Genomic DNA, 18,947 nt, shown 5'->3' on the forward strand with positions numbered 1-18,947 from the left:
CCTGATGGCCGACGGCGGCACATCCCTGTGCCGCAATCAACCCAACATGAAAGCATGCCGGGTTAATACCCGAGAGGGGACAAGTAGGCGATCGACGGCCCACGAATATGAGTTGTAGCGTACGTTGACTGAAACACATCCTTGCCAGCTCGTAGCTCGTAGCTCGTAGCTCGTAGCTCGTAGGCTCGCGACCCACAGGGAAGTGGGAAGTGTGCATGTTCGTCGGGAACGAACATGTGCCAGCTCGTAGCTCGTAGCCAAAAAAACGCCACCGGGCTACCGGTGGCGTCAAGTCACATGGAATATCTCAATCGCGGTCGATGTCCGCGTGCTCTCAGGCGGTGGCGGCGGCCTTGCTGCCCACCATTGCCTCGAGGTTGCGCTCGATGATGGCCATGCCTTCCTCAAGCAGCTCGTCTTCGATGGTGACCGGCATCAGGAAGCGGATGGTATTGCCGAACATGCCACAGGACAGCAGGATCAGACCCTGCTCGCGGGCACGCTTGCACAGTTCCGCGGCCAGTTCCGGTGCCGGTTCACCCTGAGCATTGTTGAGCTCGAAGGCGGCCATGGAGCCGAGATTGCGCGGATGTACCACCGCATCGAACTGTTTTTCCCACCTGGCAAAGCGTTCCGCCAGCTTGTCACCCAGTGCCCGGCTCTTGCCGAGAATGTCTTCTTCCTCGAATACGTCCAGTACCGCCAGCGTGGCCGCACAGGAAACCGGGCTACCGGAGTAGGTGCCGCCCAGGGAATTGGCACAGGAGGCATCCATATGCTTCGCGGTACCCACCACGGCGGAGATCGGCATGCCGGCAGCCATGCTCTTGGCCATGGTCATCAGATCCGGCTCGACGCCGCTGTGTTCGATGGCAAACATCTTGCCGGTACGGCCGAAGCCGCTCTGTACTTCGTCGACGATCATCAGAATACCGTGCTCGTCGCAGATCTCCCGGATCTTGCGCAGGAAGCTGGCGGGGGCCGCGTAGAAGCCGCCTTCACCCAGCACCGGCTCGAGCACGATGGCGGCGGTATCCGCCGGGTTGGCATCGGTCTTGAGTACCATCTTCAGACGACGGATCGACTCCTCCTCGCTGATGCCATGCTCGGGAACCGGATAGCCCGCGCGGAACACGCAACCGGGCATGGTGCCGAAATCGCTGGCATAGGGGGCGACCTTGCCGTTCATGGCCATGGTCATGAAGGTCCGGCCATGATAACCGCCATCGAAACAGATCACGTTGTTGCGGCCGGTGGCGGCACGGGCGATCTTGACGGCGTTCTCCAGCGCTTCAGCACCTGAGTTGACCAGCATCACCTTGGCGTCGCCACGTACCGGCACCACCTGTGACAACTTCTCGGCAACCTTCACATACCCTTCATAGGGCATCACCGTCTGGCAGGTGTGCATGACACGGTCGAGCTGGTCCTTGACGGCCTGCACTACCTTCGGGTGACGGTGGCCGATATTGAGTACGCCGATGCCGCCCGCAAAGTCGATGAAACGCTTGCCGTCGGCATCCCAGATCTGCGCGTTTTCGGCACGATCGGCAAAGGCGGTGGCGGGGCTGGCCGCACCTTTGGCGACATAGCGTTCCTTGAGTTCGTTGAGCTGTGCGTTATTCATGACTAGGTCTCCACTGGAGGGTGACTGGTTAGCGTAGTTGCTGTTGTCGCTACCCGCATGGCGGCGGGAAAGCCATCACTGTTTACAGACCGCCGACACAGGCGTACTTGAGTTCGGTGTATTCATCCATACCGTGACGGGAGCCTTCGCGCCCGAGTCCTGACTCCTTGACGCCGCCGAAGGGCGCGAGTTCCGTAGACAGGATGCCTTCGTTGACCGCCACCATGCCATATTCCAGCGCTTCCATCGTGTGCCAGATTCGGCGGTAGTCGCGGGCATAGAAATAAGCGGCCAGGCCGAACTCGGTATCATTCGCCATGGCGATGGCTTCGTCGTCGCTGTGGAAGCGGAAGACTGGTGCCAGCGGGCCAAAGGTCTCTTCGCGAGCCACGCGCATTTCTGGCGTCACATCACGCAATACGGTGGGCTCGTAGAAGGTGCCGCCCAACTCGTGTGGCTTGCCACCACACACGATTTGAGCTCCCTTGCCGACAGCATCGGCGATATGCGCCTGTACCTTGTCGACGGCTGCTGCATTGATCAACGGGCCCTGCAGCACGCCAGCTTCGAGTCCATTGCCGACCTTGAGCTCGGCGACGCGGCGCGCCAGTTTCTCGACGAAGACATCGTAGACGCCGTCCTGAACCAGCAGGCGGTTGGTGCATACACAGGTCTGACCGGAGTTGCGGTACTTGGAGGCCACTGCACCCTCGACAGCCGCATCAAGATCGGCATCGTCGAAGACGATGAAAGGCGCATTGCCACCCAGCTCCATCGAAGCCTTCTTCACCGTGTCTGCGCACTGTGCGAGCAGGATCTTGCCAACCCCGGTGGAACCGGTGAAGGATACCTTGCGCACTCGTGGGTCTCCTGTCAGTACCGGGCCGACCTCACGGGGGGAGCTGGAGGTGACGACATTGATCACGCCAGCCGGAATACCGACTTCCTCGGCCAGACGCGCCAATGCCAGAGCAGTCAGTGGAGTGGCCTCGGCGGGCTTGATCACCACGGTGCAGCCGGCCGCGAGTGCAGGTGCGCATTTGCGAGTGATCATCGCCAACGGGAAGTTCCAGGGCGTGATGGCGGCGACGACACCTACCGGTTCACGGAATACCAGAATGCGCTTGTCGGCACCATGGCCGGGCAACGTCTCTCCCGCCATGCGCTTGGCTTCTTCAGCGTAGTACTCGACGAAGGCCGCGCCATAGGCGACCTCACCAATGGCTTCGGCCAGCGGCTTGCCCTGCTCGCGGGTCATCAGTTCGGCGAGAGCCTGCTGGTTGGCCATGATGGCATTGAACCAGGCACGCAGAAGGGCAGAGCGTTCCTTGGCGGTCTTGCGCTTCCAGGGATGCCAGGCCGCATCGGCTGCAGCCACGGCATCACGTACCTGGTCGGCACTGAGCTCCGGTACCTGGGCAAGAGTTTCCCCGGTCGCGGGGTCGGTAACGGCAAAGGTACTCTCGGCGCCACACCACTGGCCGCCAATGAATGCCTTGTCGATGATCAGATCCTGGAAGCTTGTCATGGAGCGCTCCGAAACAGGGGGTGTTGTGTCATGTTTGACGAGTGTGCATTATTTGAAACACTCCGCCAAGGGGGAGATGAGAGAATTTTGTGTCAGGGTTCTACGAGTTACGAGCTGGCACATGTTCGTTCCCGACGAACATGCACACTTCCCACTTCCCTGTGGGTCGCGAGCTACGAGCTACGAGCCAGGAGCCAGGAGCCAGGAGCTGCGAGGTTCGAGGTTCGAGGTTCGAGCTACTGGGGAATTCGCTGATGGTCCTCGGTCTGGTGGGCAGAGGTGGCTAGTTCTACACCTCTAGGTCGGCAACGTGTTGCGAAATTCTGCAATGGCCGCTCGAAGCTCGCGCCTCGTAGCTCACAGCTTCAAATAGATTGCCATGAGGCATCGGCGTAGCGGCTGCTTTCCGGTAGACTGTGTCGCCGAATTACCGTGCCGCCGTTTCTCGACGTCGGTGGTGCCGAGTGACCCTATTGGCGAGGTGTGCCTTGGTTGATGTTGTTGATGCCTGGTGGGCCCAGCAGTTGGTGCTGTGCGACTGGGCCTTCATGCCAGATCCCTTGATGTTGCCCGAAGAGGCAGCAGGCGAACGGCTGTCTGCGTTGGAGGTAACGGATCGTGGCGAACTGGCCTGGCGCCTCGTCGAGTTGAGAGCCGGGGTCGAGGTGTCTGCTTCCTCGCTGCTGGCAGGGCTGGAACTCTCGGCGCTGGCTGGTGCTGCGGGTTGGCTGAGCCGCGACCAGGCCCAGCAGTGGGGACGCTCACATTGTCGAGCCATTTATGAGCACTTTGCGGATCTGGACAACTGGCTGCAGGCACTATGTGCCGAACGTAGTCAGGATGGCTGGGTCATCGGTGATGGAGGCTTGCTCGAGTCCTGTCAGGCTCTGTCTCGGATTGAAGCCGAGCACGAAGGTGTCACCTGGGAACTGCTTGGAGAGGCTCTGGGTAAGGCTTCGCCCGAGAGGTTGTGGCCGGATGCCGATGAGCAACACATCTGGCGGCTGCGAGCTGGCTTCTCTCCGGTTCTGACTACCACACCAAGTGAGCTGGACTGGCCGGATGCAATGGTCTGGTTGCAGGATGTCTGGCAGGTCAACGGACATGATGATCTGGTCCGTGCGATTCTGTGGCTGTGTAGCCAGGGGGATCGCCAGGCATGGGATATCGATGCCGCACGATTGATGCAGGTCAGTGCCGAAGAGCGGCTCGCCTGGTGCGAGGGGCTGGGGCCTCGTGAGCGCAACTATGGCCGCCTGCTGCGTCAGTATGTCGAGCAGGGCGAGCCCCTCGAGTGGGCGGCCTGGGATTGGTTGCGGGCTGTTGATCTGGCCTGGGCAGGGCTCTGCGCGGGCTGGCTGGATGACGAGGAAAGTTGCCTTCTGGCCACGCATGCCGGTGATCTGGTGCTGCGCCGCTACAGTGACTGGAGTGCTCTGGCACGCTCATGGCAGAGAGGCAGAAGCCTGTTTGAAGGTCTTGATCGTCTGCCATTGCTGGCTCAGGACTGGCAATTGCTGATGACCTCTCGGGTCAGCCCATGGCGGATATCGCTGAACGGTCTGCTTGACGCGGACAGCATCGAGGCATCACGACAGTACATTCGTCAATGGCGTGGCGATGCGCGGCACTGGGTGCTGGCGTTGGCTGCTGTGCGTGAACCCGAGTTGGCGACACGGCAGGGGCCGACGGTGGACGTGCCGGAGAGTCGTGCCATTGAGGCCCGCAAGTATCTGGCCGAGAGTCTTGACCTGCATGCCGATGAAGGAGCAGGGGCTCTGGTGCGTTATTGGCTTCCTGCTCAGGCACACCATCTCAACCAGTTGGCGGCGGATGCTTCTCATCGTGCGTTACCGCCTCCCAATACTCCCTTCGGCAGTGTGCCGCGCAACGATATTGCGGCGCGTGACTCCCTGGCATCGGCGACGCGTCACTCCGCGACCATTCATATGGCCGAGAAATACGCTTTCTATCTATTGATGTCCATGGACAGCGGCCAGTTCGATGCCGAGCAACTACAGCAGATGGCGGTGAGTCTCAAGGACGTCCTGTGTCGCTTCTACTCATCGGCCAGGCGCCTTCTGGATGCCTGGGATACCTGGGATGGGCTTCTCCCCGAACCGGATCAGCCGTCGCTGTCGCTGGAGATTCGCTGGCATCTCGATGACCCGGGAAGCCTCTTCCATTGGCTCGATTGGTCGAGCGGGGCCTGGCAGGAGCCGGGTGAGCGTCCCTGTTTGACGCATTTCACTGCGCTTTCGCTGGTCGGGCCACTCAATAGTGCTGCCTGGAGCATGCCGCATGTGGAAAGCGAACGTGAGGGTTCGTCGATTCTCGACTGGGTGGATAGTCACTATGGATTGCACAGCGCCGCCGAGCTGATTGATTTCGTCAACTTCCTTCTCGAGGCAGGGGATCGCCAGGAATACCAGATCAATTACGCACCTTATACGCTCAATCACGCACGCCTGAATTCAGAGATAGCAACCCTGGAGTCTGGTGAGTGTAATGAGGAAGAGCGTAACCATCTGGCTCGCTTGACCCGAGTGCGCGACAACACCGATGGATGCAACGAGGTGGACCTGTGTGCCTGGGATCTTGCTCAGGCAATTGATCTGGCAATTGCCGGTCGACAATTGGGGTGGCTGTCGGCGGAAGATTTTCAGTCGATGCTGGAAAGGGGCTATCACCTTGCATCGCAGCATTATGCGGGTTGGCAGGATTATGCTCAGGGTCTGTATGCCGGATTCTCGTTTTTCATGGGCGAAACCGAGGAGCGGGAGTCTTTCCTCGCGAGTTTTCAGCAGGCACTGGTGGGATGGCTGACCGCTGCGCCACCTCTGGCCGGTAGCTGGGCAAGCCTGGATTATCCGGGTGCGCGCCCACGACATTGGGCACCCCTGCACATCGATACACTGCCGGGAGATGGCCGAACCCTGCACTGAGTAAATGAATGTGGCAGAAAATGCCAAAAAATATGATTCGCACTATCGTAAAAACGCTGGACATTGGCTAGTATCTTCTGTCAAGCAGAAGACCTTCCGCCAAGAGAAGGTTGATAACGCCAATAATGAGCCCTCGGGGCGTTATGGCAGTGACACCTAATTCGTCATGCGTCACTACCACAGCGGCTCTCAGGCATTGGTCGAGGCACACGACCTCATGGCCTGGTATGGCTCAGGGAACGAGGATGACTTTCAGATGAGTGTCGTAACGACATACCGTGCCGCTGCGGTGCTTCTTTTCGCCGGCGTACTGACCGGTTGTGCATCAAGCAGTCAGAAGGATATTGCGGACGATGGGTACTACTCCCAGAACATGCCGACCCTTGCTGACAGCGCCTCTTCCAGCATGTCTGCAGGTCAGTCGCTGGCCGCCGCAGACAATTATCTCACCGACCCCACTGGCGCCATTCGTGATGCCTTGATGGATGAGCACGAGCGCTGGGCGGGAACGCCATATCGGCTTGGTGGTACTTCCTTCAATGGCATCGACTGTTCGGCACTGGTGCAGAATGTTTTCAGCGAAGCCTTCCAGGTCGAGTTGCCCCGCACCACCAGCCGTCAGGTGAATACCGGAGTCGCTATTTCACGCACCGAGCTTGAGCCCGGTGATCTGGTGTTCTTCCGTCCGCCGGGAAATCGCCATGTCGGTATCTATGTCGGCGATGGCCGTTTCATGCATGCGTCATCGTCACGCGGCGTGATGATCTCGAAGCTCAATAACAGTTATTGGTCGCGCTACTACTGGCAGGCACGCCGTCCAGTGGAGCCAACCCAGCTTTCCTTGCGTCAGCTGGCGTATGGTAGCAGTTACGGCGGATAGGTAATGTCGCGTATTTTCCTGGATGATTCGGTAGATGATTCAGGATCTTTTCTCGGGATGGCCGGGCTCATTGAGTCCGGCCATCGGCATTTTTGGCCCGAGACCAGGGGCCTTGCCCGGTAGCTAGAGGAAGTTGCTGTGCGCAATGGCATAGTCGATGAAGGCGCGTTCGGCCCGCGAGAGGTAGCTGCCGTGCTGCCATGCCAATGACAGCGTCAGCCAGGTGGGAGGGTCGAAGGACACCGCCTTGAGGCCGGGTTCATCAATGACCCGGCGGAGAAATGTGGTGATGCCGAACCCCTGACGGACAATGGCTTTGGTCAGAGGAATGAGGTTGGACTGGAAGGCAATGTCCGGTCTCATGTTCAGGCGTTCTGCCATCTGGTCGACGAATTCCCGGTGAAAATAGCCGTCCTGGAAAAGTACCAGTGTCTCGGCGAAGAAATCCTGAGGGCGAACGCTGTTACGTTCAGCGAAATGATGCTCGCTGGGGACGCAGACTACCATCTCCTCTGTCAGCAATGGGTGGCGTTCCATCTCCGGGCCATCCTTGTCATCGACGATGATGCCAAGGTCCAGCTTGCGTTCGGCAATCAAGCCCTGCAGACGACGGGCGCCTGCCTCGATGACGGTGAGCTGGATGCCGGGATGGCTGGACTTGAAGCCCATGAGGAGCGGGGGCAGATAGTACGAGCCAAGCATCGAGGGAATGCCGATGCGTACTTCTCCCTTGACCAACCCCTTGAGTTCGCTCATCGCCAGTTGGGCTGCATCGGCCTGTGTCAGCAGCTGCCGAGCATGCTCCAGTAACACCTCTCCTTCTGGCGTCAGCGCTATGCGCCGGTCCTGACGGTGAAAGAGTGGCGTATCCAGACGTCGCTCCAGCCCCGCAATCGTCTGGCTGACTGCCGACTGTGCAGTATGTTGGACACGAGCGGCAGCACTGAAGCTGCCTTGCTCGACGACGGTGACGAAGACGCTCAGAGCGCGTAGATCAAAAGGCAGGGCCATAAGTAAAAGTGATGGCTGGCATCGTTTCCTTCTTCTGGTGTGATGGAAGTGAAACATGGATCATGACCACATCCAACTGGAGATTGTTCATGATCGAAGTGAAGTCCCCTGCCTGGTGGCGCGCGACTCTGGCCCTCTGCCTGGGGTCGATGCTGGTGTTTATCAATCTTTATGCCCCCCAGCCGCTGCTGCCGGATCTGCGCGAGAGTTATCAGGTATCGACGCTGATGATCGGGTTGGTGATGTCACTGGCCACATTGACACTCGCCGCCTCACTGTTGATCTATGGGCCGTTGTCGGACGCCATTGGCCGCGGCGGTATCATGCGGCTGTCACTGCTGGGTGCTGCGCTTGTCACGCTGATGCTGGCCTGGGCACCGAACATCGATAGCCTGTTGGTGTTGCGTGCGGTGCAGGGGCTGGCGCTGGGAGGCTTGCCGGCGGTAGCGATTGCCTGGATGGGGGATGAATTCGAGCCGGCGGCGATCGCGCCGGCCGTGGGGCTCTATATTGCTGCCAACACCCTTGGCGGCATCGGGGGCCGTGTGCTGGGCGGTTCCATCGGCGACTGGCAGAGTCCCGACATAGCCTTCATGTGCATTGGCGTCATTACCCTGGCGGGGGTGGTGGTGTTCTGGAGATTGCTGCCGCCGGTGACGTCCTTCCGCCCGCAATCCTTTCGGGTATCACGTGCTGCCGGAAGTCTGGCTGGTCACCTGCGCAACCCTCTGCTGCTGGGGGCCTATCTGGTGGGAGGGCTGAACTTTCTGGTCTTCATCAACCAGTACAGCTACATGACATTCCGTCTGGCCGATGCACCTTTCCACCTCGACGCCCACTGGCTGGGATTACTGTTCCTTACCTACCTGGGCGGGACGCTCGGTTCGTCGTTGTCTGCTCGGGTGGCATCCCGGTTGTCGGCGACGGGCAACATGATTGCCGGCATCGTGATCATGATGATCGGTACAGCCATCACGCTACTGCCGGTTCTGGCATGGATCGTGGTGGGGCTGACCATCAGCGCCTTCGGCTTCTTTCTCTGCCATGCCACGGCATCCGGCTGGGTCGGACGCCAGGCCACACAGGCTCGGGGAAGTGCTTCGGCACTTTACCTGGTGTTCTATTACCTCGGTGCGAGTCTTGGGCCCCTGTGGATGGAGCCGTTCTGGCTCTGGACGCGCTGGCCGGGAATTGCGCTGGGCTCATGTCTGGTGCTGCTGATCACCCTGGGGCTGGCCATCTGGTTGGGAATCCGCCAGGCACGGCCCACTGGCCTCGCGACAGGTTGCACGACTGAAGTGGAGCGCTGATGCTGGAGCAGCGGCAGCCGCTGCTCCGGCGTGTTTCAGGCGTCAGGAACTTCACCAGGTGCCGCCTCGTCGCCCCAGATTTCCTCAAGCCGGTCTGGCCGGCCACAGCCATTCTTGTACAGGCGATAGCGTACCGGATTCTTGTTGTGGTAATCCTGGTGGTACTCCTCGGCGGGATAGAAGGTGGCCGGCGCATTGATCTCGGTGGCGATTGGCTCGCCAAAGTGTTCGGCAACTGCCACCTTGCTGGCCTCTGCGGCTTCGCGCTGTGCGTCATCAAGCGGGAATAGGGCACTGCGGTACTCGCTTCCCGAGTCGCAGAACTGGCGGTTCTCGACAAAGGGATCAATATTGCGCCAGAACACATACAGTAGATCGTTGTAGTCAACGATATCCGTGTCGTATTCCACTTCCAGGGCTTCGGCGTGTTGGGTGTTGCCGCCACCGACTTCCTTGTAGGTCGGGTTTTCGGTGGTACCGCCGGTATAACCCGAAGTGGTCTTCGTTACGCCTTCAATCTTGTCGAAGGCTTCTTCCATGCACCAGAAGCATCCGCCGGCGAAGACGGCTTTCTCCGTGTCGGCCAGGGCCAGATTACTGGTAAGGGTGATACCCGAGGCCAGAGCGAGTATCAGGCCGGATCTCGCGAACTTGAGTGCTGCCATCGTTGGTGACTCCATTTCAGGCGAGTGGATAGGTGATGTTGTGATAAGTCTTGGTCGCGGCCGTCCCGGATAACTTACACAGGAGATACCACTGGCACATGAGGTACCACTGGCACATGAGACATCGCTGGAAGCCAGGAGTCGATAGGTATGTAAGGAACGGCGCTCATTTCACGACAGTGTGAACGTAAGCCGATGTAACGCTGATGGCAGAGAGACGGCATAATCTCCCCTTGCGTTGCGAGAATGTGTAGCAGCCCGACGAGGAGGTGCAGTTGAAGAATACACGGAAAGGGTTGTTGGTCGGCATCGTTGCCGTTGTGGTTGCCGCGTTCTTTCTCAGTGGTGCCAATGAGATCTTTACGCTGGAAGCGATCAAGTCCCAACATGCGCAGTTTCAGCTGTGGTGGCAGGAGTCACCCTGGACGGTCGCCGGTGGTTTTCTACTGATCTATGTGGTCATGGCCGCGCTGTCCCTGCCCGGGGCGGTGTTGCTGACGTTGCTGGGAGGGGCGCTGTTCGGATTCTGGACGGGACTGCTGTTGGTCTCCTTTGCCAGTACCATCGGCGCCACCCTGGCAGCAGTGCTGGCACGGACCCTGTTGCGAGACAGCCTGGAGACGCGTTTTTCCCGGCAGTTGATGCGCATCAATGCCGGAGTCGAGCGAGAGGGCGCTTTCTATCTCTTTACGCTGCGTCTGATTCCGATCTTCCCGTTCTTTGTCATCAATCTGGTGATGGGGCTGACGCGCATGCGGCTGCAGACCTTCTACTGGGTGAGCCAGTTGGGCATGTTGCCCGGCACCGCCGTATTCGTGAATGCCGGACGTGAACTGGGGAGCCTGTCATCGCTCTCCGGTATCCTGTCGCCCACGTTGATTCTGTCCTTTGCTCTGATCGGCGTCTTCCCGTGGCTGGCTCGAGCGCTGGTGGCCTTGCTCAAGCGTCGACGGTTGGCGAGTCAGTTTGATCGTCCGACCCGTTTTGATCGCGATATCGTGGTGATTGGCGGGGGATCGGCAGGGTTGGTGGCCAGTTATATTGCCGCCGCGGTCCGCGCCAGGGTCACCCTTGTCGAGCGTGAAAAGATGGGAGGAGATTGCCTGAATACCGGCTGTGTTCCCTCGAAGGCGCTGATTCGTGCCGCGAAATCGGTAGAGGAAGTCCGCCATGCATCACGCTTCGGTATTGAGGTTGATGAGCCCCGAATCAATTTCGCTCGGGTGATGGGTTACGTCCAGGATGCGATTCGCGAAGTGGAGCCTCACGACAGTCCTGAACGCTATCGGGGGCTCGGTGTTGATGTAATCAAGGGTGAGGCGACGCTGATTGACCCGTGGCGGGTACGAATCGGTGAGCGCGAGCTGACCACTCGACATGTGATTATCGCCAGTGGCGCCAGGCCTCGCATTCCGCCGCTGCCGGGTATCGACGATATCACCGTGCTGACGTCGGACAATCTCTGGCAACTGGGGGCGCTACCCGAACGTCTGGTAGTGTTGGGTGGTGGGCCGATCGGATGTGAACTGGGGCAGAGCTTTGCGCGTCTGGGCAGCAAGGTGAGTCTGGTGGAAATGGGGGACCAACTGCTCCCGCGAGAGGACGCCGATATCGCTGACCTGGTGAGAACGGGGCTGAGCGATGACGGAGTCAAGCTGCACCTGTCGACACGGGCCCTGCGGGTGGTGGCCTATGGTGGCACTGAAGGGTGCCATTGTCTGGAGGTCGAGATCGACGAGGATGGGGCAACGCGCAAGGCATCCATCGAGTTCGATGAGCTGCTGGTGGCCATCGGCCGCCAGGCCAATGTCGAGGGGATGGGATTGGAGGCGCTGGGCGTGGCCACGCGGCCCAACGGCACTCTGGACGTCGATGGAGCCCTGCAGTCCGTGCTGCCCAATGTCTGGGCCTGTGGTGATGTTGTGGGCCCCTACCAACTGACTCATGCCAGTGCGCACCAGGCCTGGCACGCAACGGTCAATGCGCTGTTCGGTGAGTTCAAGCGCTTTACGGTAAGCTATCGAGCCTTGCCGGCGGTGACCTTCTCTGACCCGGAGGTGGCTCGGGTTGGCCTCAACGAGCGTGAAGCGCTTGAGCAGGGCGTTGCCTATGAAGTGACGCGTTATGACCTGGCGGAGCTGGATCGTGCCATTGCCGATGGCAATCAGCAGGGAGTGATCAAGGTGCTCACTGTCCCCGGCAAGGATCGGATTCTTGGTGCCACCATTGCCGGTACCGGGGCAGGCGAGATGCTGGCGGAATTCACTCTGGCCATGACCCGTGGTATTGGACTGAACAAGCTGCTGGGCACCATTCATCCCTACCCGACCTATTCGGAGTCCGTCAAGGCGGCCGCCGGGGTATGGAAGAATGCCCACAAACCTGAATGGCTGCTGGGTTGGCTGGCGCGCTATTTCGAGTGGCGGCGCGGTGGTAATCAGTAACGCGCTGGCTGCTGGAAGGTGACGACCGTGCCCGGCCTGATGGTCGGGCACGGTCGTTCAATGCGAACTGGAAGGAAGAGAGGAACGCATGCTGGATCGCTGGACCATGCCGCTGACGCAGAAGCCGCTGCAACGCCTGGCCGTCGTTCTCGAGCGTTGGAATGTCAGGCCGGACCAGGTCACTCTGGTAGCGTTTCTGGTCGGGATACTGGCGTTGCCGCTGCTGGCGATCGGGGCATATGGCTGGGCACTACTGGTAATCGTGCTCAACCGTATCGGAGATGGGCTGGATGGTGCTCTGGCGCGGCAGTCAGGCAGGACCAGTGATGCCGGTGGCTTTCTGGATATTGCGCTGGACTTTGTCTTCTACGCCGCTGTGGTGCTGGGCTTTGCACTGGCTGATAGCGAAAGAAATGGTCTGGCGGCTGCGGTATTGCTGTTTTCCTTCATTGGTACCGGAACGTCATTCCTGGCCTTTGCGATCATGGCGACACGTCATCACCTGCAGCGACCGAACTTCCAGCGCAAGGCCTTCTACTATCTCCATGGGCTCACTGAGGGTACCGAGACGGTGGCGGTGCTGATTGCCTTCTGTGTCTGGCCTCAGCATTTTGCCAGCCTGGCCTGGCTCTTTGCTGCGGCCTGTCTGGTGACCACGACGACGCGCGTATGGGGAGGTTATTGGACGCTCAAGAGCGTCAAGACCAGCCCGGAAAACAACAACCCCTGATTCAGAAGGCTGAATCAGGGGTTGGACCGGCTTTCAGGTTCTGGCCTGAAAGCCGGAGTTTGAAAGCCGTGTGCTCAGGATTACGCAGGTTTCGGTTGCTGCGGTCCTTCGCTCGGGCTGGTCAGTGCTGGTGGCCTTCCGGTCCGTGCACGTGGCCATGCTCGATCTCTTCCTGGCTGGCTTCGCGCACGTCAGTAATCTCGACATCGAAGTTCAGGTTCTGGCCAGCCAGCGGGTGGTTGCCGTCGACAGTGACGGTGTCGCCTTCAACACTGGTCACGGTGACCATCAGCGGTCCACCTTGAGTCTGCGCCTGGAACTGCATGCCCGGCTCGATGCTCTCGACGCCCTGGAAGGCATCGCGCGGGACTTCCTGAACCAGCTGGTCCTGGACTTCACCATAGCCTTCTTCTGCTGATACCTTGGCGATCAGCTTGTCGCCGGAGGCCTTGCCTTCCAGTTCCTTTTCCAGGCCCGGAATGATATTGCCGGCGCCGTGGAGGTAGGTCAGCGGCTCGCGGCCTTCGGAGCTGTCAAGCACTTCACCTGCATCGTTGGTCAGGGTGTAGTGGAACGCGACAACGGAATTCTGCGCAATCTGCATTGATGAACCTTTGGTGAGTGCGTGTAAATAACCATGGTAACGCGTCAGGGAAGGGACTGTCATGGGATGGGACAAATTTCAGTTTGAGGTGTCATAGACTGAGTAATATTCAACCCCGGCCAGATACATTGGTGTGTGGCTCCATGGCAGTTGCGCACCATGGGCGCTGGGGCTACCCTCTGACAGGTTTCCTGTTGCAGGTTCGCTAATTACGTCACTTCTGTGGAGTTCATGATGCTGTTATCCGTGATCTGGTTGATTGCCTTTGCCGTTATCCTTGCCTTGCTGATCAAGAGCTGGGATTCGTCGGTCAATGCGGTTCTGGATCGTCTACTCCCTACGGTATTGCGCAGTGACGATGATCGTTGGGTGTGGTGTCCGGCCATTGCGGTGCTGGTAGCGACTACCATCGTGTCGCCGATCGATATGCTGATGACGTTGCTGATCATCGGCCTGCTGGTATTGATCGGCGTCAAGCTGGGGTGCTGGCTGATGAGCAAGGTGAAGTTTCACTGATCCTTGCTGAGACCGCTGTTTGCTGAGGTTGTACTCACTCAGCCCTGTTACACCAGAATATGAAGGCGTAACAAAGCACGAAGGCCCGCAGCGATGCTGCGGGCCTTCGTGCTTGTATCGATCGTGTAGAGATGTGCGACGGGATCAGTAGGGGGCGACGCTGACCCGCGATCCGCTGCCGATCAGGCGTACGCGTTGGCCGACCTGGAAGGCTTGATCAGCTTTCTGCACTACGACTACTGTCTCGCCAGTATCCTTGCGGATCTCCATTTCCCAGGCGGCAGTACGATTGGCCGAGTCCTCGATCTTGCTGCCGGCCACAGCACCACCGATGGCGCCCACCGCCGTGGCAATGTCACGACCCGACCCACCGCCGACCTGATGGCCGAGCAAGCCGCCGAGTACCGCGCCACCACCACCGCCGAGAAGACCGCTGGATTCGCCCTGGATCTGCACCTGACGAAGGGCGGTGATGGTACCCACTTGTACTGTCTGGGCGGTCTGTGCTCCCTGACCGGAGTAGACGTTACCCGAGTACTGTGAGGTATTGGCACAGCCGGCGAGGGTCATCAGGCCGATTGCCAGAACGGGAAGAATACGGGGCGTCATGAGAGGTCTCCTTGCGTGATATGCGGCGTTGCTAGTTTGCAAACGCTGTTCGAGAATAATCCATTGCCGAGTTGGACATATTCTCTCGAAGCAGGTTCCTTATACCAGCATAGTTTGTCAGGTTTTTGTCGGTGCTCCCAGTCACGAGCCACGAGCCACGAGCTACGAGCACGCTACGCTCGAGCTATAAGCTATAAGCTATAAGCGGGATGTGGGAAGTGCGTTTGCCCGTCTGGAACGAACATAACTGGCTCGCGGCTCGAAGCTGGGGTTGTCTAAAACCCCGGGGCGGCACTGGACAGCTCGTGGCTCGTGTCTCGAAGCTGGACCCTGGTCTGCTCGTAGCTCGTAGCTCGTAGCTCGCGTCTCGAAGGCCGAAAAAAGGGAGGCACGATGGCCTCCCCGGAACAACAGCGTGAGCTCGATCAGCCAAACTGGTTCATGGTGTTGTCCTTGCCGCCGGCCTTGAGTGCGGCGTCGCCGTGGAAGAATTCCTTGTGATCATCTCCGATGTTGGAGCCGGCCATGTCCTGGTGTCTGACTGTGGCGATACCTTCGCGGATCTCACGGCGCTGTACGCCTGCCACGTAGGCCAGCATGCCCTCGTCGCCGAAGTAGCCCCTGGCCAGGTTGTCGGTGGACAGGGCGGCAGTGTGGTAGGTCGGCAGGGTGATCAGGTGATGGAAGATGCCAGCCTCGCGGGAGGCGTCGCGCTGGAAGTTGCGCGTCCACTCATCGGCCTGCTGGCCCAGTTCGGTCTCGTCGTAGCGCGCGTTCATCAGTTCGGCGCGATCATACTGGGAGACGTCCTTGCCTTCTTCCTGCCAGGCATCGAACACCTGCTGACGGAAGTTCAGGGTCCAGTTGAAGGACGGGGAGTTGTTGTAGACCAGTTTGGCATTGGGTACGGCTTCGCGAATGCGGTTGACCATGGCAGCGATCTGGCCGACGTGAGGCTTCTCGGTTTCGATCCACAGAAGGTCGGCACCGTTCTGCAGACTGGTGATGCAGTCGAGCACAACGCGGTCTTCACCGGTGCCTGGCTTGAACTGATAGAGGCCCGAGGCGAGGCGCTTGACCTTGACCAGCTTGCCGTTCTGCTTGATCACCACATCGCCGTTGTTGATGTCCTCAGCGGAGCGGATCTCGTCGCCATCGAGGAAGCTGTTGTACTGGTCGCCCAGGTCGCCCGGTTCCTGAGTGACGGCGATCTTCTGGGTCAAGCCCGCGCCGAGGGAGTCGGTACGTGCCACAATGACGCCATCATCGACACCCAGCTCGAGGAAGGCGTAGCGCACGGCGTTGATCTTGGCGATGAAGTCTTCATGGGGCACCGTCACCTTGCCGTCCTGGTGGCCACACTGTTTCTCGTCAGACACCTGGTTTTCGAGCTGAATACAGCAGGCACCGGCCTCGATCATCTTCTTCGCCAGTAGATAGGTGGCCTCGGCGTTACCGAACCCAGCATCGATATCGGCAATGATCGGCACTACGTGAGTCTCGTGGCTGTCGATCTGGTCCGTGATTTCCTTGACCTTACTGTCATCTCCAGCGGACTTCGCTTCGTCCAGCGCACGGAACAGATGGTTGAGTTCCCAGGTGTCCGCTTGACGCAGGAAGGTGTAGAGCTCTTCGATCAGCCCGGGGACACTGGTCTTCTCGTGCATGGACTGGTCAGGCAGAGGGCCGAACTCGCTGCGCAGTGCGGCGACCATCCAGCCGGACAGGTACAGATAGCGGCGCTTGGTGGAACCGAAGTGCTTCTTGATGGAGATCAGCTTCTGCTGCCCGATGAAGCCATGCCAGCAGCCCAGAGATTGGGTGTAGTTGGCACTGTCGGCATCGTAGGCAGCCATATCTTCACGCATGATGGCAGCGGTATAGCGGGCGATATCCAGGCCGGTGCGGAAGCGGTTCTGGACGCGCATGCGGGCCGCGCTGGCGGCGTCGATGTTGTCCCACTGGCCGCGCTGGGCTTCACGCAGCTGTGTCAGAGCCTTGAGTTCTTCATTGAAGGTCATGGTCGGGCCGTCCTGTGTCACATGGTTGCTCAACGCGGTTTGCGGGCCTGCCGCTTGCCGCAGAATTCTCGCGGGGAGGGCGGATGCGGGGCATCGCCGCTATGCTGCACCTGCGAAGTATAGTCAGGTTTTCTCTTTGGGGTCGTCGACTTTTCACGACCGGAGATAACCTTGTGGCGATACGGCAAACCTTCACTACACGACAATGAGGTCTGGCTCGTTGAGGAGCCTTTTTATCGCCACCTTGAGCACCACTATGGCCCATAGTTATGGGGTTTCACCATAGACACTTGGGGGCATGAGAGGTTGTAGTATGACTACAGGAAGGTGTCTTTCAGGACGTTTCCTGTAGTCATGTTTCCTGGGGGGGAAGGAAGGGCTTCAGCAGTGAGGGTTGAGTCGAAGGGTCATATTGCGATGCGGAATTCCAGCGTCAAGAAACTCTTCACCCCAGGCACTGAAGCCCAATCGCTCATAGAAGGCGAGGGCATGGGTCTGGGCGGCCAGCTCGACTTCGGTATGCCCGGATTGTCGCGCGGCTTCGATGGTGGCACGCATCAGCGCTGCACCAACCCCCAGCCCTCTGGCCTCAGCGAGTACGGCAACGCGGCCGATATGGCCGTCAGGCAGCAGCCGAGCAGTCCCCAGTGCGCGCTGGTCCTGCCAGACCAGCACATGCAGGCATTCCTGGTCTCGACCGTCCCATTCTTCCTGCTCCGGGACGGCCTGTTCGATGACAAAGACCTGGTGGCGAATATGGCCGGCTATCTCGCCCAGCTCATCCCAGCTGCCTGTTTCGATACGCAGCTCATTCGTCATCGTCATAGCCCTCATCATCCGGCCACACAAGGCTACCAGCATCGAACAACTGGGTGATGACTTCCGCGGCGCCGGGCAGTTCCAGTAGCTCGGCATCGATGGCATCGGTGCTGGCCAGAGCGCGGGCCAGGCGAATATCACAGAGTACGCCATCACCGTCGACAAACAGGCTGGCGCGGTCGGAGCTGCGCGCTCGCCAGGCAAATCGCGAGCCGGGGGCGCGCTCGAGTTCATCGCCATCCTGTAGTGCGGCAACAAGCTCATCCACATCAGTGGGCGTTTCACTGGGTACCAACTGATCAACATACTTCGGTTGCGTCATGACGCGACCGAACCACTGAGCCATCTGCTCGGGGTCGTCGAGGGTGTCGAGAATCAGGGAGCGCATGCGTTCCAGGGCCCCGTCATCCAATTCGGCTGGATCACGGGGCAGAGGCATGCCAGCATCGCTGTAACGCAACGACGAGGGCATCTGTTCGCCGAGGTAGTCCGAGTACGAGGTGATTGCCTCGTCTGCCGAGGGTGCGCGGAAGCCCACCGAAATGGTCATGCAGTCGTCGCTCTGGCTGACACCATTGTGTGACCAGCCGGGAGGCAGGTAGAGCATATCCCCCGGTTCCAGTACCCAGTCGTGTTGCGGGTTGACGTCGAAGGTCTCGAGAATGCGCAGGTCGATACCCGTGATGATCGGTGCATCATCCGGCACCTTGCCGCCGAGCTGCCAGTGGCGCTGTCCACTGGCCTGGAGCAGGAAAACATCGTACTGGTCGACATGAGGGCCAACACTGCCGCCGGGAGGGGCATAGCTGATCATGATGTCGTCCAATCGCCAGCGCGGCAGAAAGCTGAAGTGCTCGAGCAGCGCGGCGACTTCAGGGACATAGTGGTCGACAGCCTGCACCAGCAGCGTCCAGTCCTGTTCGGGCAGCCGCGCGAAGGTGGCGTCATCGAAGGGACCGTGGCTGACCTGCCATGGTCCCTCCGGGCCCTGTTCTTCCACCAGGCGTGCTTCGATGTTGTCCTCGCAGGCCAGTCCTGCCAGTTCATCAGGCGACAGGGGGCTCTCGAAGTCGGCGAAGGCGCCACGGATCAACAGTGGCTTGCGCTGCCAGACATCACGCAGAAACTCCTCGGCAGAGAGGCCGCCAAGCAGCGTCATTGGTGTGTCATTGGAAGAGGTTGCATCGAAGGTCGTGTCGGACATGGTGGCTTCCATGAATAACGCAGGTTGCAGTGTC

At 59.7% G+C, this 18,947-nt stretch carries 15 protein-coding genes; 6 read left to right on the forward strand and 9 right to left on the reverse strand.

Annotation, left to right across the window (positions count from 1 at the left end; all coding sequences use genetic code 11):
- Nucleotides 1–334: 334 nt before the first annotated feature.
- Together gabT and BUE38_RS00010 are read right to left on the reverse strand one after the other, a co-directional pair.
- Nucleotides 335–1,627, reverse strand: coding sequence for a 4-aminobutyrate--2-oxoglutarate transaminase (gene gabT / locus BUE38_RS00005; RefSeq protein WP_073432993.1), 1,293 nt, complete (start codon nt 1,625–1,627; stop codon nt 335–337).
- Between the two features lie 82 nt (nt 1,628–1,709).
- Nucleotides 1,710–3,155 (reverse strand): NAD-dependent succinate-semialdehyde dehydrogenase, encoded by a 1,446-nt coding sequence (locus tag BUE38_RS00010; RefSeq protein ID WP_073432994.1) that lies wholly within the window; start codon nt 3,153–3,155, stop codon nt 1,710–1,712.
- A 488-nt stretch (nt 3,156–3,643) separates the two neighbouring features.
- Between BUE38_RS00010 and BUE38_RS00015 the strand changes: the two genes are divergently transcribed.
- Together BUE38_RS00015 and BUE38_RS00020 are read left to right on the forward strand one after the other, a co-directional pair.
- Nucleotides 3,644–6,100, forward strand: coding sequence for a DUF1266 domain-containing protein (locus BUE38_RS00015; RefSeq protein WP_073432995.1), 2,457 nt, complete (start codon nt 3,644–3,646; stop codon nt 6,098–6,100).
- 256 nt (nt 6,101–6,356) lie between these two features.
- Nucleotides 6,357–6,980, forward strand: a complete 624-nt coding sequence (locus BUE38_RS00020; protein WP_307725398.1) for an NlpC/P60 family protein — start codon at nt 6,357–6,359, stop codon at nt 6,978–6,980.
- A 123-nt stretch (nt 6,981–7,103) separates the two neighbouring features.
- On the opposite strand, the gene BUE38_RS00025 is transcribed toward BUE38_RS00020, so the two are convergent.
- Nucleotides 7,104–7,991, reverse strand: a complete 888-nt coding sequence (locus BUE38_RS00025; protein ID WP_073432996.1) for a LysR family transcriptional regulator — start codon at nt 7,989–7,991, stop codon at nt 7,104–7,106.
- A gap of 89 nt (nt 7,992–8,080) precedes the next feature.
- On the opposite strand from BUE38_RS00025, the gene BUE38_RS00030 reads away from it, so the two are divergent.
- The gene (locus BUE38_RS00030) at nt 8,081–9,301 is read left to right on the forward strand and encodes an MFS transporter (RefSeq protein WP_073432997.1); all 1,221 of its coding nucleotides are present in this window, start codon (nt 8,081–8,083) and stop codon (nt 9,299–9,301) included.
- A gap of 35 nt (nt 9,302–9,336) precedes the next feature.
- On the opposite strand, the gene msrA is transcribed toward BUE38_RS00030, so the two are convergent.
- Nucleotides 9,337–9,966 (reverse strand): peptide-methionine (S)-S-oxide reductase MsrA, encoded by a 630-nt coding sequence (msrA, locus tag BUE38_RS00035; RefSeq protein ID WP_084541629.1) that lies wholly within the window; start codon nt 9,964–9,966, stop codon nt 9,337–9,339.
- Nucleotides 9,967–10,241: 275 nt separating this feature from the next.
- On the opposite strand from msrA, the gene BUE38_RS00040 reads away from it, so the two are divergent.
- Together BUE38_RS00040 and BUE38_RS00045 are read left to right on the forward strand one after the other, a co-directional pair.
- A complete protein-coding gene (locus BUE38_RS00040; protein WP_073432999.1) occupies nt 10,242–12,410 on the forward strand; it encodes an FAD-dependent oxidoreductase in 2,169 nt (722 codons plus the stop codon).
- An 88-nt stretch (nt 12,411–12,498) separates the two neighbouring features.
- Complete coding sequence (locus tag BUE38_RS00045) at nt 12,499–13,140, forward strand: CDP-alcohol phosphatidyltransferase family protein (protein WP_073433000.1); 642 nt, start codon at nt 12,499–12,501, stop codon at nt 13,138–13,140.
- Between the two features lie 121 nt (nt 13,141–13,261).
- Here the strand turns inward: BUE38_RS00045 and BUE38_RS00050 are convergent, their stop codons facing one another.
- Nucleotides 13,262–13,744 carry an FKBP-type peptidyl-prolyl cis-trans isomerase gene (locus BUE38_RS00050; protein ID WP_073433001.1) on the reverse strand — a complete coding sequence of 161 codons (483 nt, stop codon included), beginning with the start codon at nt 13,742–13,744 and terminating at the stop codon, nt 13,262–13,264.
- Between the two features lie 231 nt (nt 13,745–13,975).
- Between BUE38_RS00050 and BUE38_RS00055 the strand changes: the two genes are divergently transcribed.
- Complete coding sequence (locus tag BUE38_RS00055) at nt 13,976–14,260, forward strand: hypothetical protein (RefSeq protein WP_234986719.1); 285 nt, start codon at nt 13,976–13,978, stop codon at nt 14,258–14,260.
- A gap of 144 nt (nt 14,261–14,404) precedes the next feature.
- Here BUE38_RS00055 and BUE38_RS00060 read toward each other — a convergent pair whose 3' ends face one another.
- The 4 genes from BUE38_RS00060 to BUE38_RS00075 all read right to left on the reverse strand — a co-directional run bounded on the left by BUE38_RS00060 (nt 14,405) and on the right by BUE38_RS00075 (nt 18,913).
- Nucleotides 14,405–14,869 (reverse strand): outer membrane lipoprotein, encoded by a 465-nt coding sequence (locus BUE38_RS00060; RefSeq protein ID WP_073433003.1) that lies wholly within the window; start codon nt 14,867–14,869, stop codon nt 14,405–14,407.
- A gap of 425 nt (nt 14,870–15,294) precedes the next feature.
- Nucleotides 15,295–16,890, reverse strand: coding sequence for an isocitrate lyase (locus BUE38_RS00065; protein WP_073433004.1), 1,596 nt, complete (start codon nt 16,888–16,890; stop codon nt 15,295–15,297).
- 381 nt (nt 16,891–17,271) lie between these two features.
- A complete protein-coding gene (locus BUE38_RS00070) occupies nt 17,272–17,709 on the reverse strand; it encodes a GNAT family N-acetyltransferase (protein ID WP_073433005.1) in 438 nt (145 codons plus the stop codon).
- Nucleotides 17,699–18,913 (reverse strand): ribosomal protein uL16 3-hydroxylase, encoded by a 1,215-nt coding sequence (locus BUE38_RS00075; protein WP_073433711.1) that lies wholly within the window; start codon nt 18,911–18,913, stop codon nt 17,699–17,701. Before BUE38_RS00075 ends, BUE38_RS00070 begins: the two co-directional genes overlap by 11 nt.
- Nucleotides 18,914–18,947 lie beyond the last annotated feature (34 nt).

The sequence above is a fragment of the Halomonas cupida genome (genome assembly GCF_900142755.1).
Taxonomy (GTDB): Bacteria; Pseudomonadota; Gammaproteobacteria; order Pseudomonadales; family Halomonadaceae; genus Halomonas; species Halomonas cupida.

Coding starts and splice junctions, on each gene's coding strand:
- gabT (WP_073432993.1), bottom strand. CDS start 1,627: ATGAATAACGCACAGCTCAACGAACTCAAGGAACGCTATGTCGCCAAA.
- BUE38_RS00010 (WP_073432994.1), bottom strand. CDS start 3,155: ATGACAAGCTTCCAGGATCTGATCATCGACAAGGCATTCATTGGCGGC.
- BUE38_RS00020 (WP_307725398.1), top strand. CDS start 6,357: ATGAGTGTCGTAACGACATACCGTGCCGCTGCGGTGCTTCTTTTCGCC.
- BUE38_RS00025 (WP_073432996.1), bottom strand. CDS start 7,991: ATGGCCCTGCCTTTTGATCTACGCGCTCTGAGCGTCTTCGTCACCGTC.
- BUE38_RS00030 (WP_073432997.1), top strand. CDS start 8,081: ATGATCGAAGTGAAGTCCCCTGCCTGGTGGCGCGCGACTCTGGCCCTC.
- msrA (WP_084541629.1), bottom strand. CDS start 9,966: ATGGCAGCACTCAAGTTCGCGAGATCCGGCCTGATACTCGCTCTGGCC.
- BUE38_RS00045 (WP_073433000.1), top strand. CDS start 12,499: ATGCTGGATCGCTGGACCATGCCGCTGACGCAGAAGCCGCTGCAACGC.
- BUE38_RS00050 (WP_073433001.1), bottom strand. CDS start 13,744: ATGCAGATTGCGCAGAATTCCGTTGTCGCGTTCCACTACACCCTGACC.
- BUE38_RS00055 (WP_234986719.1), top strand. CDS start 13,976: ATGATGCTGTTATCCGTGATCTGGTTGATTGCCTTTGCCGTTATCCTT.
- BUE38_RS00060 (WP_073433003.1), bottom strand. CDS start 14,869: ATGACGCCCCGTATTCTTCCCGTTCTGGCAATCGGCCTGATGACCCTC.
- BUE38_RS00065 (WP_073433004.1), bottom strand. CDS start 16,890: ATGACCTTCAATGAAGAACTCAAGGCTCTGACACAGCTGCGTGAAGCC.
- BUE38_RS00070 (WP_073433005.1), bottom strand. CDS start 17,709: ATGACGAATGAGCTGCGTATCGAAACAGGCAGCTGGGATGAGCTGGGC.
- BUE38_RS00075 (WP_073433711.1), bottom strand. CDS start 18,913: ATGTCCGACACGACCTTCGATGCAACCTCTTCCAATGACACACCAATG.